Source organism: Anaerococcus sp. (assembly GCF_022770135.1).
Taxonomy (GTDB): Bacteria; Bacillota; Clostridia; order Tissierellales; family Peptoniphilaceae; genus Anaerococcus.
The window spans coordinates 1-15,607 of record NZ_JALEIL010000051.1; the positions used below are offsets into that span (position 1 = coordinate 1).

Annotated in this window: 16 protein-coding genes; 5 read left to right on the forward strand and 11 right to left on the reverse strand. The window is 38.3% G+C overall.

Annotated elements, in window-relative coordinates; genetic code table 11:
* The coding region (locus tag MRZ08_RS02125) for an IS3 family transposase (RefSeq protein WP_297378785.1) at positions 1-155 on the forward strand (155 nt) is incomplete at its 5' end.
* 719 nt (positions 156-874) lie between these two features.
* Here the strand turns inward: MRZ08_RS02125 and MRZ08_RS02130 are convergent.
* The 3 genes from MRZ08_RS02130 to MRZ08_RS02140 are packed head-to-tail and all read right to left on the reverse strand — an operon-like array spanning position 875 to position 2,737.
* Positions 875-1,417, reverse strand: coding sequence for an FUSC family protein (locus MRZ08_RS02130; RefSeq protein WP_297378757.1), 543 nt, complete (start codon positions 1,415-1,417; stop codon positions 875-877).
* A complete protein-coding gene (locus MRZ08_RS02135) occupies positions 1,410-1,907 on the reverse strand; it encodes an FUSC family protein (protein WP_297378758.1) in 498 nt (165 codons plus the stop codon). Before MRZ08_RS02135 ends, MRZ08_RS02130 begins: the two co-directional genes overlap by 8 nt.
* On the reverse strand, positions 1,898-2,737 hold the full coding sequence (locus tag MRZ08_RS02140; RefSeq protein ID WP_297378759.1) for a nucleoside hydrolase: 840 nt from the start codon (positions 2,735-2,737) through the stop codon (positions 1,898-1,900). Before MRZ08_RS02140 ends, MRZ08_RS02135 begins: the two co-directional genes overlap by 10 nt.
* A 113-nt stretch (positions 2,738-2,850) precedes the next feature.
* Here MRZ08_RS02140 and MRZ08_RS02145 point away from each other — a divergent pair, with 113 nt between their 5' ends.
* Positions 2,851-3,126, forward strand: a complete 276-nt coding sequence (locus MRZ08_RS02145) for a GNAT family N-acetyltransferase (protein ID WP_297378761.1) — start codon at positions 2,851-2,853, stop codon at positions 3,124-3,126.
* Positions 3,127-3,189: 63 nt separating this feature from the next.
* Here MRZ08_RS02145 and MRZ08_RS02150 read toward each other — a convergent pair whose 3' ends face one another.
* Positions 3,190-4,545, reverse strand: coding sequence for an MATE family efflux transporter (locus MRZ08_RS02150; protein ID WP_297378763.1), 1,356 nt, complete (start codon positions 4,543-4,545; stop codon positions 3,190-3,192).
* Between the two features lie 85 nt (positions 4,546-4,630).
* Between MRZ08_RS02150 and MRZ08_RS02155 the strand changes: the two genes are divergently transcribed.
* Positions 4,631-5,785, forward strand: coding sequence for an MFS transporter (locus MRZ08_RS02155; protein ID WP_297378765.1), 1,155 nt, complete (start codon positions 4,631-4,633; stop codon positions 5,783-5,785).
* Here the strand turns inward: MRZ08_RS02155 and glsA are convergent.
* A complete protein-coding gene (glsA, locus tag MRZ08_RS02160) occupies positions 5,782-6,711 on the reverse strand; it encodes a glutaminase A (RefSeq protein ID WP_297378767.1) in 930 nt (309 codons plus the stop codon). The two genes, MRZ08_RS02155 and glsA, sit on opposite strands and share 4 nt — an antisense overlap.
* A 71-nt stretch (positions 6,712-6,782) precedes the next feature.
* On the opposite strand from glsA, the gene MRZ08_RS02165 reads away from it, so the two are divergent.
* Together MRZ08_RS02165 and MRZ08_RS02170 are read left to right on the forward strand one after the other, a co-directional pair.
* Positions 6,783-7,373 carry a hypothetical protein gene (locus tag MRZ08_RS02165; protein WP_297378769.1) on the forward strand — a complete coding sequence of 197 codons (591 nt, stop codon included), beginning with the start codon at positions 6,783-6,785 and terminating at the stop codon, positions 7,371-7,373.
* Positions 7,374-7,439: 66 nt separating this feature from the next.
* A complete protein-coding gene (locus MRZ08_RS02170) occupies positions 7,440-8,513 on the forward strand; it encodes a C40 family peptidase (RefSeq protein ID WP_297378771.1) in 1,074 nt (357 codons plus the stop codon).
* Between the two features lie 163 nt (positions 8,514-8,676).
* Here the strand turns inward: MRZ08_RS02170 and MRZ08_RS02175 are convergent, their stop codons facing one another.
* From MRZ08_RS02175 to MRZ08_RS02200, 6 genes are all read right to left on the reverse strand, one after another.
* Positions 8,677-10,455 carry an acyltransferase family protein gene (locus tag MRZ08_RS02175; protein ID WP_297378773.1) on the reverse strand — a complete coding sequence of 593 codons (1,779 nt, stop codon included), beginning with the start codon at positions 10,453-10,455 and terminating at the stop codon, positions 8,677-8,679.
* Entirely contained in the window at positions 10,445-10,807 is a 363-nt protein-coding gene (locus MRZ08_RS02180; protein ID WP_297378775.1) for a hypothetical protein, read from the reverse strand. Before MRZ08_RS02180 ends, MRZ08_RS02175 begins: the two co-directional genes overlap by 11 nt.
* Position 10,808: 1 nt before the next feature.
* A complete protein-coding gene (locus tag MRZ08_RS02185) occupies positions 10,809-11,822 on the reverse strand; it encodes an aminotransferase class V-fold PLP-dependent enzyme (RefSeq protein ID WP_297378777.1) in 1,014 nt (337 codons plus the stop codon).
* 96 nt (positions 11,823-11,918) lie between these two features.
* Positions 11,919-13,358 carry a zinc ribbon domain-containing protein gene (locus tag MRZ08_RS02190; RefSeq protein ID WP_297378779.1) on the reverse strand — a complete coding sequence of 480 codons (1,440 nt, stop codon included), beginning with the start codon at positions 13,356-13,358 and terminating at the stop codon, positions 11,919-11,921.
* A gap of 51 nt (positions 13,359-13,409) precedes the next feature.
* The gene (locus MRZ08_RS02195) at positions 13,410-14,348 is read right to left on the reverse strand and encodes an ABC transporter permease (RefSeq protein ID WP_297378781.1); all 939 of its coding nucleotides are present in this window, start codon (positions 14,346-14,348) and stop codon (positions 13,410-13,412) included.
* On the reverse strand, positions 14,345-15,514 hold the full coding sequence (locus MRZ08_RS02200; RefSeq protein ID WP_297378783.1) for an ABC transporter permease: 1,170 nt from the start codon (positions 15,512-15,514) through the stop codon (positions 14,345-14,347). Before MRZ08_RS02200 ends, MRZ08_RS02195 begins: the two co-directional genes overlap by 4 nt.
* Positions 15,515-15,607: the final 93 nt, after the last annotated feature.

Genomic DNA, 15,607 nt, shown 5'->3' on the forward strand with positions numbered 1-15,607 from the left:
AGTTTGTATATCAGAAAGAATTTAGAAGTTTAAATCAACTAAAATTAGAACTATCAGAGTATATTTATTGGTACAACAACCTAAGGATCCATGGATCCTTAGATTACTTACCACCAGTTAAATATAGACATTTAAGATCAACTAGAAGTTATTAGTTAGTCTTAGATTAGTGCGTTCGATTTTAGATTGTACAATTAGGTGTTGACAATCCATACTTCAAGCCTGAGGATTCCTAATCATCATTCGCTAAAAATTTATAACTCGCTTCGCTCAAACAGATAAATTTTCTTAACGCTCACTCTGATTATACATGCTACCCGGTAATGGTTATTCGTAAGAAATGCTAAGTATATAATGTACCTTGATCTAAAATAAATTGGAAAATTCTTCGTATCTTCGCTACATCAGAATCCTTAAATATGTACTTATAATATAAAAACACGATACGCTTTGCTAAAGGCAAAGCTTACCCCTCCCCTTCCCCTGTGGACGAGTAGAAATGTCTAATCAAGTCTCTCGTTAAGAAAATCGATTTGTTTGAGCGTTAGCGAGTTATCGATTTTTAGAGAGACGGAGATTAGACATTGTTAAACACAAGGACAAGTAAAACAAGGAGATCCCCCTACCAACAAAGATTTGCGAAGCAAATCGACCTTTTCCGCACTCCGCTTAAGGAGCAGAGGGGGTGAATGACAAAGGGGTCAAGGGGAAAGGTGGAGGGGGCATTTGCCCAAGCGGCACTTAGAGCGCTGCCGCCCCCTTAGCCTGTCCCCTTGGGTTCGAAGGGTCCAACCCTGCATAAAGAAATATTCCAATATCCAGATATACTAATATCAAAAATATTTTTAGTCAAAGATATTTAAGAAAAAAATATCTACCTCTCCCACCTGTCTATCCCATTTTTCTTAAGAAACTTTCTTTTTCTATAAGAAATTTCCGCTCCATTTATTATTATCGAGATTACAACTCCTATCAATGTGTCCAGAGTCCTGTTGAAGGCAAATAGGACTGGGAGGTCTGTTGTTTGGTTTACGTTATCTAATGTGATTGATAAGAATACTATGGCCATTATTGTTAGGGCGTTGTAGCGTTTTAGGTGAGCCATGATCCAGATTATTAGGCCTACTATTAGACTCATTAGGAAGAAGTCTAGGATGTAAGGCTCACTAAAATCTGGGATTACTATTAGATAGATTAGTCCTATGATACCTCCAAGGATTGTTCCTATTACCCTGTTTATCCCTATGTCTTTCGTATCTACTAGATTGGTCTGCATAGAGATTATCGCTGCTATGGAGGAATTTATTGGAAGGCCCTCTCCAGGTCTTAGTTCTGATATTACCATGGAAAGAAAGACTGCGAGGACTGTTTTTATTATCCTAAGGCCTGGTCTTTTGATATTTGATATTTTAGCCATGGCTTTCTCCTTTTCTAAATTTAAAATCTACCCAGTTTACAAATAGTGCTGTAAATATTCCTATTATGGTGTCTATTATCCTATTTAAGGCAAAGGCTACTGGTCCTGCTGGATCGTGGGCGTGATTGATTGTAACAGATAAAAATACAATTGCCGCAATAGTTATAGCAAGATTTCTCTCAAAGCTTGCTAGTACCCAAATAAGAATGGTAACGACAATCGAAAGAAGAAGGATGTTTATTGGCTGAGGGATTTTATTTCCTCCTATGTAGAGTAAATAGACAAGACCTGTTAGTCCTCCAATTATAGTTCCAATTGCCCTGTTGATTCCCTTTACGAAGGTCGAGGCTACGTCTTGTTGCATGCAAATTATCGCTGCAATCCCACTATAAAAGGGAAGGCCGCTTGCCCTTAGGCTGGAAAGAATCATTGATAGAAATAGGGCAAGGCCAGTTTTTATGATCCTTGCTCCAGGTTTTTTTATTTGCATAATTTGCCTTCGATATATTCTAAGAAGCTTTCTTCATTTACTCTGTTGGCTAAATATACCTTTCTTCTGGAATTAACCCTAATCATTTCGCCAATATTTTCCTTATCATCTACCTTAATACCTGTTTCTTCGAAGATAAAGGCCTCTGGCTTTTCTACTAGATAAAGTAGAAGGGGTCCGTAGAGGAATCTCTTATCCTTATCAGCCAAGAGATTGTCTATAATTTCTTTGTTTTTATCGTCTTTTGGTAGACCTTCTAGGAAGGAATCTGTCAGCTCTATCCCGTCTGCTAGGTTCTTAGCTAGAATAAAGATATCGATAGATGAGTTTAGGATTTTATTTATAGCCTGAGGATCTTCCTTAAAGTTAAAGTCTGGCCCATAGAGATTGCCCCCACTGATAAAGATATGGGAAATATAGTCTTCTAGGTCTTCGTATTTGTCTAGGGCCCTTGCTATATTAGTTAGGGGACCTGTAGCGAGTATATCTATTTTTCCACAATCATGGGCTATGTCGTAAATCTGATCTTCTACATCAACTTCTTCTAGATAGTCCCTGTGATTTTTGTAATGGAAGATGGATTCTCCTTTAGTCGCCATTTGATCTTCCTTGAGATTTTTCTCATGGCCTCTTGCTATAGGAAGGAAGAGCTCATGGTCTTCATTAAGGCCTAGGATATTATCTGCCCCAGCCTCTGCTGTCATTTGGCTTCTGATTGATGAAAGGCCAACCAACTCGAAGTTAAAGGACCTAAAGGCCATATCGAGCATAAGGGCTTCATCATTTGAGAAATTTGTATCTATATATATAAATGCTTTTTCTTTTTGCATAATACCTCACTTTGAGCATACTATACTAAATTTTCTATTGATTTTCAAAGTAGCTTGAGCGAAGCCTTTATTAAAATTTCAACAATTGGGTAAGAAATAATTGAGGTGATAATATGAAAATTATTTTTAATAAAGAAGAAAAGGAAGCCCAAGCAATAGATGCCGGAAAAAAGATAGGCTTTTGCCAATATGAAGAAAGTGATGGCCTATGGAAGATTTCCCACACTGTTGTGGATAAGGAATACGGCGGCCAAGGCCTTGCCGGAAAGCTACTAGATGAAGTTGTTTCTGCTAGTAGGGAAAATAATAAGAAGATTCTTCCTATCTGCTCCTATGCTGTAAAGAAATTCGACGAAGATGAAAAATATAAGGACGTAGATGCAAGATAGTCCTCACAAAAAAAAGAGTGTTCATGGATTTTTCCCGTGAGCACTTTTCTTTTATTGAAAATTTTATTGGTATTTTTTCTTAATATGCTTGTCACGAATTCTTTCTAGCTTATGGATTTCCTTTATCTCATCTCTGATCAAGAATATAGAGAAAATCATAGTTACAAGCTCTGTTATACTTGCCACGTGCCAGATAATCTCTTTTCCAAAGACAAGGGGCAAGGCGTAGACTAAAATCGCCATTAGGACGTAGCCTCTTACCATTGTTATATAGAAGTCGTAGCGAGGTTTCTTAACTGAAGTCATATAGCCTGCATTTATGATATTAAAGCCCATGATAAGATATGAGATGGCAAATATCCTCAAGGCTCTTACAGCAAAGGGAAGGAAAGTATCCTCATAATCTGCTATAAATACATTTACAAAAAACTCTGGATTAAGCTCTATAGTTAAAAAAATCAAAAGGCTTAAAAGGGCCACTGTCCTTAGCATGTACTTTCTTATCCTTAGGACATCCTCATAGCTTTCCCTACCGAAATAGAAAGATAGGAGGGGTTGGCTTGCTTGGTTTACTGCAATCATGGTGTTTACTACAAATATCATGATGTAGGAGATTACAGAAAAGGCGGCGAGTCCTTCTGTTCCATAATAGGCTGAGATTACATTGTTAAACAAAAGAATCACAAAACCAGAAGAAAGCTCGTTAAGACTTGCTGGGAAACCATAGGATATGATTTCTTTAATCTTATAAAACTTAAGCTTAAAGCTCCTAAACTTAAGCTTAGCTTTAGGAGAAAGGAAATAAACTACATAGCCAATAGTCGGAAGGACTTGGGCGATTCCTGTAGCAATAGCCGCTCCCCTCACTCCCATATGGAAGTGAAAGATAAATACATAGTCTAGGATAATATTTGTAAGGGCTGATACCATCATCAAAATAGTAGAAATTATCGGCCTACCATCTGCCTTGACCATAATCTCGAAGACATAGGCCATGACATAAAAGGGGGTGAAAAATATTATCACAGATAAGTAGTCTCTTACTATATGACTTATCTCGGGACTTGCTCCCAAGACCTTGATCAAAGGATCCATAAAGATATAGGTTAAAACCGATATACTTATGGCAACTATCAGGGATAGGACAAGACCTATCGAGAAGAACTCATCCGCCTTCTCCTTGTCAACCTTGCCTAATTGATAGGTAATTAGATTAAGACTTCCTATGGATATCAAAATCGAAAGGGAGAAGGTCAAGGTTACAAAAGGCATAGCGACATTTACCGCAGATATTCCTTCCGCCCCCACTCCCTGGCCTACGAAGATTCCGTCTACCATGGTGTAGGTAGAAAACAAAATCATGGTCAATATAGTCGGTATCAAGTATTTAAAATAAGATTTTAATAAAGTGTTTTTCATTTCATCTCCTTCTGTTATAATAGATATTATATCTTAAAAATATGTACAAAGTCGAGGATATTCCTTGATTTTAGAAGAGGTTTAAATGAAAGCTTTAAGAAAAAATAAATTAAGAGAAGCAGCCATCCTGTCGATGGCCCTAATCACTGCTGGAAATTCTGCTATTTCCGGCATCCTTGTTTTTATGCAAAAAGAATTTGCCCTAACAAGAGAGGCTTCCGAATTTGTAATAACCCTATCATCAATCGCCACAATCATTTCCATCGCCCTAAGCGAATCTATCACTCGCCTTATTGGCATGAAAAAATGCGTCCAACTTGGTACAATCCTGGTATTTATAAGTGGTATCATACCCATAATTCATACATCTTACCAGACAATACTTTTATCTCGAATCATCCTAGGCTTTGGGATGGGACTATTTAATGGGCATTCGGCAAACTATATTAGCGCACTTTTTACAGGAGAAAAGGCCGCCTTCCTCCACGGTATGAGAAGCTCCATGGAATATATTGGCCAGATGGCTCTGCTTTTAATCGCAGGATTTTTAATCAAAATAAAATGGCCCCTAGCCTTTCTCTGCTATACTTTCTCAATCTTCGTATTTCTTTTCTTTAGTAAATACGTCGAAGACATTAGGCCAGAGGAAAGGAAGGGGAGATTTTTCATAAATAAACAAGTAATCTTCTACATTTTCTTTGCAGGGGTTATGATTATGAATATAACTTCTCTTAGCATAAGATTTCCAACTATAGCGACCCTCCAAAAGGGAATGGATGCCAATATCAACGCCTATATGATAATAATTCCCCTATCGGGCATGGCCGCAGGCTTTGCCTTTGGCTATATCAACAGGGCCCTAAGAGAAAAGACCATTCTTTTTGCTCTCCTTAACTACATCCTAGCTAATATGGTCGTAGCTTTTTGGGGAAGTAATATGTATGTCTTTATGGCAGCTATGCTCATAAGTGCAGCAAGCCAGTCCATAGCCTCTCCCTATCTTTTCGCAGAGGCCATGAGATTTGCCAGGGGAAGTCAGAATAGGATCATAAATAATCTAATATTTATAGGTTGTAATATAGGAGGCTTTATAAGCCCAGCCTTCCTATTTATAGTCAACAAGATCATAGGCACTGAGTCCTTGACCCAAGCCTTTTTAGGATTTTCTCTAATTTATCTCTTCCTTTTTCTCGTGTATTTCTACGAATATATTAAGGTCAACAGAAAGGGAATAATTTAAACAAAAATATTTAGGCCCAAGTCCTGGGATATAATTTTGAATAGCTCCTTGCCCCTGGCGGAGTTGCCGGTCTTATCAAGTCTAGGAGAATAAACTGCAAGACCACACACTCCTGGAACAACTCCTACTATGGCCCCACTTACACCAGATTTGGAAGGGATACCTACATTCATCAAATAGTTGCCAGAGTTTTCGTACATACCGCATGAAGCCATTTGGCTAACTACGATTTGGACGATAGATTCTGGCACTAGCATATCCCTGTTCTTGACTGCGTAGCCCTTGTTGGCAAGGACTGCTCCCATTGTCGCAAGGCCTTCTATGTTAGAGCTTATAGAACAAGACTTGATGTAAAGCTCTAGGACCTCATCGGGATTGGCTGTAAAAATATTTTTACTCTTAAGATAATAGGCTATAGCCTTGTTTCTATCTGTCGTCTTCATCTCAGAATCGAAGACATCTTCCATCAATTCACTTTCCTTAAAGTCAGATATTGTTTGATAAAAATTTAGGATTCTTTCAAATCTTTCCTTATTATCCCTGCCAAAAATCATAGAAGTCGTAGTGATAGCTCCGGCATTGATAAAGGGATTGGCTGCCCTATCTCCTATTGGGACAAGGGAGTTAAACTCGTATTTGGTTGGCTCACTTCCTACTTTTTCGTAGACGTCTTGAGGATTGTTGTCAGTTAGGGCTATGATTAGGTCGATGATTTTTGATATGGATTGGATGGAGAAAACTATTTTCTCATCTCCGAAGTTAAAGGCATCTCCGTTAGTAGTAACCAAGGAGAAGGCGAAGTTATCGCTATCGACATTCAAAAGCTCGGGTATGTAGCTTGCAGGCTCGCCCATTCCTATGTAGTCTTTACTTTTTTCTATTGCATTTTCTAATTTCTCACAAATTAATTCTCTATTATATAACATAAGTCACCTCTTATACATGATACCCTTTATCAAGCTGAATTTATGTTGTACAATGTAATAAAGGAGTTATTATGAGAGTTATAGATATATTAAATAATGATGGATGGATAAGAAAATACGATTTCTATGAAGGCTTTATGAAATCACCCTATTATGACAAGCTAGTAGAAGCTTACGAGAAACTAAACTACGATATACTTTTTGTATCGGATATTCACGGGAGAAACCACATAGAAAGGGTAGTCTTTTACTCAGTTCTCCTATCCTATGCCTACAAGCTAGATGATGACGATACTTATATTTTAATCAACGCAGCAAGCCTACACGATACCCAAAGGCAAAATGACGGCTGGGACACAGAGCATGGTCAAAGGGCTGCCGAATTGTCTACCCCATATGCTCACGACATGAAGGAAAGTGACCTGGGTATCCTAAAGGCAGTAATAGCTGCTCACTCCAGAGAAGATGAGATAATGGATGAGACCCTAAGAGAATTTGTAGGAGAAAGCGACTTGGCTAGGGGAAAAGAGCTTGCCAAATACTTCAAAGACGCCGACGGACTTGACAGGGTTAGGATCAATCACCTAGATCCAGCCTATCTAAGAAATGATTTTTCTAGGGATCTAGTCGACTTTGCCTATGAGTTTTATGAAAACTTCTAAATTTCTCCTTAATTAATTAGCAATCTATGCTATAATAGATATAGAGATTATTGAAGGAGAATATTGGTGAATTTTAAGAAGAAGTTATTAACAAAAGGTCTTATCCTAGCTGGCCTTATCTTGGCTTGTCCCAAAACAGCCCAGGCAGATAGCATAATGCTCGATAGGGAAAAGACCGAAGGAGTAAATGTAAGAAGTGAAAAGTCAAACTATGCTGAAATCTTGGGAGGTATAGAAGACTTTAAGAGATATGAAATCAAGGCTGAAGATAAGTTTTGGTATACTATAGATTTTGAAGGAAAAAAATCCTATGTTGGAAAGGACTGGTTCTATAGGCTAAAGGAAGTCAAAGTCATAAAGACCTGTGACCTAAAGACCGCTCCAGACAAAAACGCCAAAAACAAGAATCCCTATAGCTTATTTAGTCCAACTAAGCTTACCATCCTAGACTTTGTGGAAGGCACAGACTATGTAAAAGTCGCCTACAATCCAGCAGAAGCTAAGAATAAAGAGATAAATATCGATGAAAATGATAAGCTTAAAGACAAAGATGTGGAAATGGATGAGCAAGTAGGTTTCGTAAGAATCTCAAATCTTGATTTGTCCAAAAGAGATAAGAAATATATAAATAAGCTTAAGGAAAACTACAAAAAGCTCAACGAAACTAAAGAAAAATACGAGAAGATCGAAGAAGAAAATCAAGAAGATGAAGTAGTCTATGAGGTTATCTATGTGACCTACTTTACTGACGATGATGGCGAAGTCATAAAAAGTGATGATTCTCAAGTAGGTAAGAGCATCTACAACTACGCCCTAGACTACGTAGGAAGTCCATATGTATTTGGAGGAGTATCCAAGGAAAACGGAATTGACTGCTCTGGTCTAGTCCTTAGAGCCTACGAGAACTTCGGCCTCGCCCTCCCTCACCTTGCCAAAAGCCAAGCAGAATACGGAGAGACTGTTAAATTTGGAGAAGAGAAGGCAGGAGACTTGGTATTTTTCGGATCAAGCTATTACGATATCTACCATGTAGGAATAGCAGATGGTATGGGCAATATGGTCCACGCAGCAAGCCCAGGCCAGGGAGTAATAGTAAGCCCAATCAACGATCCATTTGTAATCAAGAGAATTTTTGAATAATTAAAGTATAATAAAAGTGTGTGATATATATTTTTATCCAGAGCCCTCCCAGAAGAGGGCTTTTGCTTTCTTAATTTTTCTAATAAAAAAGCAAATCCTAAAATCAGCTTATAATTTTGCCAAAAGGATTTGCTTTATTTTTATTAAATTATTCTAAGAAAAGCTACTTTCCTTCCTTTTTGCTTGCTTCAAGTATTGCCTTTTGGAGTAGTTTATTGTAGGCCTCGTAGGCATCTGTTATCCCGTAGAAGTGGACTCCGTCCGTTCCCTCGTAGTACTCAGGATGCTTCATGGCTTCCTCTTCCCAAGGCATGTAGGTCACTAATTTATATTTGTCAGCAATTTTTTTCATAGCTTTACTTACCCTGTGGGGTTGTTCGTATCTGCTATCGTAGCAGGAGACAAGGATTAGCTTAGTCTTTTCGGGAAGGGCCTTGATGACTTTTTCGAGAGATGCTTCTGGGTCCTCTACGGCATTGGTCCCAAGGGATAGAACTACTATCTCACCAAGCTTACCTTCCTTTTTGTATTCTTCAATGATATCAGGAGCTTTCTCCAGAAGTCTACTTCCTTCGGCATCTACAGAAGTCCCTGGGATTTTTTCTTCTATATATTCCCTATTTCCCAAAAGGACAGAATCGCCAAGGATTGTGGTAGTCACTTCCTTATCCTTTAGGATTTGGTCTGGGTTTTCTTCCTCATAGATTTGTCTGTCGACTTCTTTCTTATCCTTATCGATTTGATCTAGGTCTTGTTTGAGTGATGAAATCCAAATTTGTTTTTCAAGACTTACCATATCATCTGACGCATAGGATAGGCCTATGGCACTTACAAAGGATATGACAACTACACTTATTAGGGTGATTATCCTCGCCCTTGTGCTTGGATTTATCTTAATTATCCTAAGGTCAATCTCCTCTCCCTTAAAGACTGGCTCAAAGATATGGTAGTTTATCATTACGAGAATCCCTGTCACTATTATGGTCATAAGGAGAGCTGTTGGCTTGTTAAAGGCACTTTCCATTATGACAAAGACTGGCCAGTGGAGGAGGTAAATCGAGTAGGTGTATGGGGCGATTTTCTTAATTGGTCTTACTTCTTCTATATCTTCATTCGATACAGCGGCAAGGATTGCAATAATTGTAAGAAGGTCGGTTAGGAAAAATCCCAGTATATAGGTAGTCTTCATATCATAAGATAGGATGAAGGACATTATTAGGATAATTAACCCTGCCCCTATGCTTGCTTCCTTGTAAGGGATTTTCCTATAGCCAAATCTTTTGACAAAACAGGCCACAAAGGCTCCCATAAAGAAGGAAGAAAGTCTAGTAAAATCAGAAAAATAAACAAAAGATCTGTTTTTATCAAGAGCAGTCATCCCTATGGTAAGCCCTAAGCTTAGGATGTAGAGGATTAGGCTTGTTAGGAAAAACCTGTTGGAGAAGGTCTTCTTTACGTTTTTGCTTCCCTTGCTCGTCTTGTAGATGAAGTTGGTAAGTATGGGCCAAAGTAGGTAGAAGTGAACTTCTATAGCCAAAAACCAAGTGTGAAGGAAGAGGTGTTTTACAAATTGGGACTCGTAGCTTCCTCCAGAAAGTATCTCATAATAATTGCTAGTAAAGGAAAGACTTGCTATAAATTGATCAAAATAGTTTACTGTAAAGTCCTTATTTATAGCAAAGGCCATAAGGCTTACTACAAAGATCATAAAAAGAACCCCAGGAAAGATCCTTATAAATCTCTTCTTGTAATAGGCCACAAGGTCAATTTTTTCATCCCTATATACTTCATCTAGGAGATGAAAGCTTACCAGAAAGCCTGAGAGGACAAACATGATATTAACTCCCAAAAATCCTGCTGGGAGGATTTCCTTAAAGATATGATAGATTAAAATAATAGATATACCGTAAACACGGAGATAATCTAAGCCCTTAATTCTCATCTTCTACTTCCTCCCATTTTCCCTTTGCCTTCTTGTAAATTCTTCCGTCATTAAATTTAATTTTAACCTGGCCATTTTCTTTTATATAGTAAAAATTGTCACCAATATAGACTCCATCCTTGCCGATTCTTCCCTTATCGAAATCTCCCTTATAGATTCCTTCCTTATTCTTTAGGACTCCCTTTCCTTGAAACTTCCCTTGGTAAAGATCTCCGGTATAGGATATATCATCAGTTAGCTTATAATTTGTGACAGACTTAGCCTTTGGCCTTCCTATGGTATAGATTCCTCCTAGGATAAAAACTGCCAGGGAGAATTTGGCAAAATATTCTAAAAACTTCTTATATTCCATATCAAATCTCTTCCAAAAATCCTCTAACATCACTCTCATTTGTTCTAAAAGTCGTCACTATCCTTACGATATTGGTATCTTCTACCTTCTCCATCACTTCGAATTGGGCAATCTTTTGCCATATTTCTAGGTCCTCGTCAGAAAGGTTTACAAATATCTGATTGGACTCGAAGGGATAAGTAAGGTCATAGCCCCTTTTTTCGATTCCCTCGGCAAGATTTTTAGCCATGGCATAGGCCTTCCTGCTTCCTCTTAGGTAGAAGTCATCTTCACAGAAGACCCTCTCCCACATGATTCCTGAAATAAAGCCCTTGGCAAGCATGGCTCCCTTTTGTTTGATTAGCTTTAGGGCATCTTTTTTGAGCTTATCATTTACTATAACTAGGGCTTCTCCAAAAGGAAATCCCGCCTTGGTTCCTCCAAGATAGAAAATATCACACATAGAGGTCAAGTCTTTCATACTATAGTCGCACTTTTCACTGGCAAGGGCCGCTGCAATCCTTGCCCCATCTATAAAAAGGTACATGTCATTGGCCTTACAGAAATCATATATTTCCATAATTTCGGCCTTGGTGTAGACTTCTCCAAGTTCTGTGGTATTTGAGATGTAGACCTTTTTAGGTCTTGTGCTAAACTCAGTGTCAAACTTTCCTAGCTCTTTTTCTAAGATATGGCGACTGATTTTTCCTGAATCGGAATGACAAAGCTCAATCTTAAGGCCTGTCGCCTCGATTGATCCTGCCTCATGGCCCTTGATATGGCCAGTTTCTAGGGCAAGGATTGAGTCTTGTTGACGCATGTCAAGACTTAGGCCTAGGATATTGGCAGAAGTGCCTCCTGGAATAAAGTGAATATCTACACTGGAATCCCCCAGAGCTTTTCTAATCAGGTCTCTGGCCTTTTCACTGTGATTGTCGAAGCCATAACCAATATTAGCCTCGTCTATTTTTTCTTTAAGAGCATCCAGGATTTCTGGATAGCAAATAGAATTATAATCATTAACAAAAAAATACATAAAAACTCCTTTCCTATATTATAACAAAGTAAGAAAGATTTTGGGAAATTTTTATAAAATAAGCCACATAAAAACAGACTCTAATTGAGCCTGTCCTTATCTAAATACGTCCGCATCGAATTCCAATTCCCCACCTACTATGTTGGCCTTGATAGGGTCCTTGCTGAAGGATTTGATGTCTAGAGTTAGAGTTCCATTATCCTTGGACCACTTTCCTGTGTAGACAAGAGATCCTGTTTCTAGTTTTACATTTTTGTCATTATCTAAAAACAAGCTATAACCTTCAAGGAAATAGTAGCCTGCAGGCTCTTCCTTGGCCTTGAAGTTGTCGTAGTAGGTCAATCCGTCGACTTTGAGATTGCCATCATTTAGATAGCTTAAAAGATCATCTACTAAGGCAAAGCCCTCATAAGATATATCATAATAGGTATCTGTCTTATCATCTAAGCTTCTGTGGGTAAGCCCATCTCTTATAAGTTCTATGCCAGATTCCTTATCAATTAGGCCTATATAATAGTCAAAGGCCTTGGTCATATCGCCGATTTTTTCCTTGCTATTAATCTTATATACATAGATTTCCTCGCCACTTCTTAGGGCTTTTCCCATAAATTCATGGCTGGTAACTGAAGTTAGTTCACTTCCCCCTATATGATCTTTTATATACTTGCTAAACTTATCCTTATTATCGTCGGATGCTTGATTATTTTCTTCCTTATCTTCCTTGTCGTTCTCTTTTTCCTTATCCTCTTCCTTTTTGTATTCTTCTTTTTCCTTATCCTCTTCCTTATCTTCCTCGGCTGGAGGATTGTCATCTGGGCTAAGAGCTGCTTCTTTTTCCTTAAGCCCTTCCACCTCGTAGTCTCTAGATTGATTGGTAAATTTTATATTGAAGTCACTTGCCTTGTCATAATTAACAGATATTGTAATATTAACGATCTCTCCATTAGTTAGGCCTTGCTCCTTGCTTACGCCAAAGCTGGTGTTTTTTTCCAATTCATCTATTAATCTTGCACTTGAGACTTGCTCCTTGCTTTTTTTGTCATAGATTCTTCCCTCGTAGTCGTTTATGAAACTTTCCTTATCATATTTTATATCGAGTCCACCATCGCCATTTTCTCCTACAGCACTGATGTCTAGATAATAGTTTAGGTCGATACTTAATTCTTCTATTTGAGAATCCTTGTATTTTTTGAAGCCAAAAAAAGCCACGAGAGTCACAAGGATAGCAAGTAGGGCTGTAGCTATTAGCTTTTTAGTCTTATTCTCCTTGGGAGGACCTAGCTCTTCTAAGAGATCATTGATGTCCTTATAGATTTCTTCTTCATCGTCATAGTAGTCATCATAGTCTTCTAAGTCTTCTTCTTCCGACAAGTCATCTTCTAAATCTAAATCTTCTTCAACCTCTTCCAAAGCCTCTCCCTTACTTTCTTCTTGAATATCTTCTAAATCTTCTTCACTTGGGATAATTTTCTCGCCACAGCAAGGGCAGACCTTAGAGTTTTCATCTATTTCTTTATTACAATTTTTGCATTTCATACTATCTCCTAAAAATAGGCCCCCGTATGGAGGCCCGTCTTTTCTACATTTTTATATATCTTCTACTGTAAAGTAAGGCTTACCACTTGCCTTTGGTGCGTAGCTTCTTCCCTTAAATATTATAAGGATAAGGAGGGTTGCGATGTATGGGATCATTGAAATAAATTCTATTGGTATGCCTATTGAAGTTGAACCTAGGTAGGTTGCAATAGCCTGGGCCAAACCAAAGAATAAGGATCCAACAAGCACTCCCTGTGGCTTCCAGTTACCAAATATTACAGTAACAAGGGCGATGTAACCTTGACCTGCAATTAGGGTTGGCGAGAAGGATGATACTACTGCAAGAGACATGCTCGCTCCTCCAAGGCCACCCATAAATCCTGAAAATATTACTGACAGATATCTAACCTTTACTACATTGATATTTAAGGTTTCGCTTGCCTTTGGATGCTCTCCAACAGCTATGACCCTAAGACCTAGCTTAGTCTTATATAAAACCACATACAAGACTACTACCATGATCAATGATAAATAAACTGTCGCATATTGGCCAAAGATATTATTAAAGACTTGGTTAGAAGATATTCCCCTAAACAGTCTTGGTATCTTATTTTCGAGCGGAATTGAAGGAGTTTGGGTTGCTCCACTAAAGAACAATCTAGATAGGAAAAGCGCAAGACCAGGAGCAAGGGTATTTATTGCTATACCTGATATAGTCTGATCTCCAGCAAGACTTACAGAAACAAAAGCGTGGATTAGGCCAAAAAATGCTCCAGCAAGTCCTCCTCCTAAGAAGGCTAGCCAAGGATTTCCTACATAGTAACCTAGGACAGCTCCAGTTAGGGCTCCTATAGTCATCATTCCCTCAAGACCAATATTTACAACACCGGATTTTTCACTCATCATTCCGCCAAGTCCAGTAAGTAGAACTGGGGCAGCGTTTGAGAAGGTATTTCCTATGATTAGGGCTAAGATTGTAAGATTAATCATAATTCCTCCTTCTTTTCTTCTTCTATCTCTTTGTTGACATAAGACATGTCTACAGCAGTTTTTTCATTTCCTTTTTGGGATTTTTTGTTTCTCATTTTAGCCTTGATGATTCTAAATACCAAAGGCACAGCTGTAAAGAGGATGATAGTTCCTATAATAATTGAGATTATCTCGCTTGGCACTCCCATAGTTCTTTGGAGGTTGCCTCCTGCATATTTCAAAGATCCGAAGAAGAGTCCTGAAAATATAACTCCAATAGGGTTATTGGATGCAAGAAGAGAAACCGCCAAGCCATCGAAACCAAAGTTTTGCATAGAAGATAGGATCGATAGATTGTAGGTAAAGCCCAAAACCTGAGTCACTCCTGCTAGTGAGCAGATTGCTCCAGAGATTGCCATAGATTGGATAATCTTATTTCCTGCATTGATTCCTCCATATTCACTGGCTTCCCTATTAAGACCTACTGCCTTTAGCTCATATCCTAGGGTTGTTTTATTTAAAATATACCAAACAATAATTACAGCAACAATGGCTATAATAGTTCCCCAGTGGATTGGAGCCCTAAAGAATTTAGAGAAAAATCCATCGAACCTCTTGGCAGCATCAGTAAAGAGGGTAATCTTTGCATTATCAGCCACATCAAAGGAACTCATTGAGTTTGGTTGCCTAAATCTATAAACTACAAAGTTTTGGAAGTAAAAGGCAATCCAGTTGAGCATGATGGTAGAAATTACCTCATGTATTCCGAATTTCGCCTTTACGAAACCTGCTATAGCTCCATAGATTGCTCCGATAAGCATGGCAAGGACTATGGCAACTATAGGTAGTAGAACTGGAGGAAGATTTAAATTGTAGCCTACAAGAAAAGCTACTATAGTTCCAATTATAAATTGTCCCTCAGCTCCCATGTTGAAAAGTCCAGTCTTAAAGGCGAAGGCAACACCCAGACCTGTCATAATAATCGGGGTCGATGTTACAATTGCCCATCCCATATTCCTTGGGCTCTTAAATACTCCCAAAAATAGATTCTTGAAGCCTTCTATAGGATCAAAACCTGCTATTACAAGGACCAAGGCTCCTACAAAAAGTCCTAAAAGTATTGATATTATGGTAAAAAGTATCTTGGATGAGCCTAAGCTTTTTCTTTTATTTACTTTATTTGTCATCGATACCTCCTGCCATAAGTCTTCCTATTTCAAACTCGTCTGTCTCTTTAGGATCTTTTTCTCCTACGATTTTACCATCGTAGATTACAAGAA

What these genes read in the sequence shown, in the direction of transcription:
- MRZ08_RS02180 (WP_297378775.1), bottom strand. Translation starts at nt 10,807, where the DNA reads ATGGAATATAAGAAGTTTTTAGAATATTTTGCCAAATTCTCCCTGGCA.
- MRZ08_RS02190 (WP_297378779.1), bottom strand. Translation starts at nt 13,358, where the DNA reads ATGAAATGCAAAAATTGTAATAAAGAAATAGATGAAAACTCTAAGGTC.
- glsA (WP_297378767.1), bottom strand. Translation starts at nt 6,711, where the DNA reads ATGTTATATAATAGAGAATTAATTTGTGAGAAATTAGAAAATGCAATA.
- MRZ08_RS02185 (WP_297378777.1), bottom strand. Translation starts at nt 11,822, where the DNA reads ATGTATTTTTTTGTTAATGATTATAATTCTATTTGCTATCCAGAAATC.
- MRZ08_RS02195 (WP_297378781.1), bottom strand. Translation starts at nt 14,348, where the DNA reads ATGATTAATCTTACAATCTTAGCCCTAATCATAGGAAATACCTTCTCA.
- MRZ08_RS02130 (WP_297378757.1), bottom strand. Translation starts at nt 1,417, where the DNA reads ATGGCTAAAATATCAAATATCAAAAGACCAGGCCTTAGGATAATAAAA.
- MRZ08_RS02150 (WP_297378763.1), bottom strand. Translation starts at nt 4,545, where the DNA reads ATGAAAAACACTTTATTAAAATCTTATTTTAAATACTTGATACCGACT.
- MRZ08_RS02200 (WP_297378783.1), bottom strand. Translation starts at nt 15,514, where the DNA reads ATGACAAATAAAGTAAATAAAAGAAAAAGCTTAGGCTCATCCAAGATA.
- MRZ08_RS02145 (WP_297378761.1), top strand. Translation starts at nt 2,851, where the DNA reads ATGAAAATTATTTTTAATAAAGAAGAAAAGGAAGCCCAAGCAATAGAT.
- MRZ08_RS02140 (WP_297378759.1), bottom strand. Translation starts at nt 2,737, where the DNA reads ATGCAAAAAGAAAAAGCATTTATATATATAGATACAAATTTCTCAAAT.
- MRZ08_RS02175 (WP_297378773.1), bottom strand. Translation starts at nt 10,455, where the DNA reads ATGAGAATTAAGGGCTTAGATTATCTCCGTGTTTACGGTATATCTATT.
- MRZ08_RS02155 (WP_297378765.1), top strand. Translation starts at nt 4,631, where the DNA reads ATGAAAGCTTTAAGAAAAAATAAATTAAGAGAAGCAGCCATCCTGTCG.
- MRZ08_RS02165 (WP_297378769.1), top strand. Translation starts at nt 6,783, where the DNA reads ATGAGAGTTATAGATATATTAAATAATGATGGATGGATAAGAAAATAC.
- MRZ08_RS02135 (WP_297378758.1), bottom strand. Translation starts at nt 1,907, where the DNA reads ATGCAAATAAAAAAACCTGGAGCAAGGATCATAAAAACTGGCCTTGCC.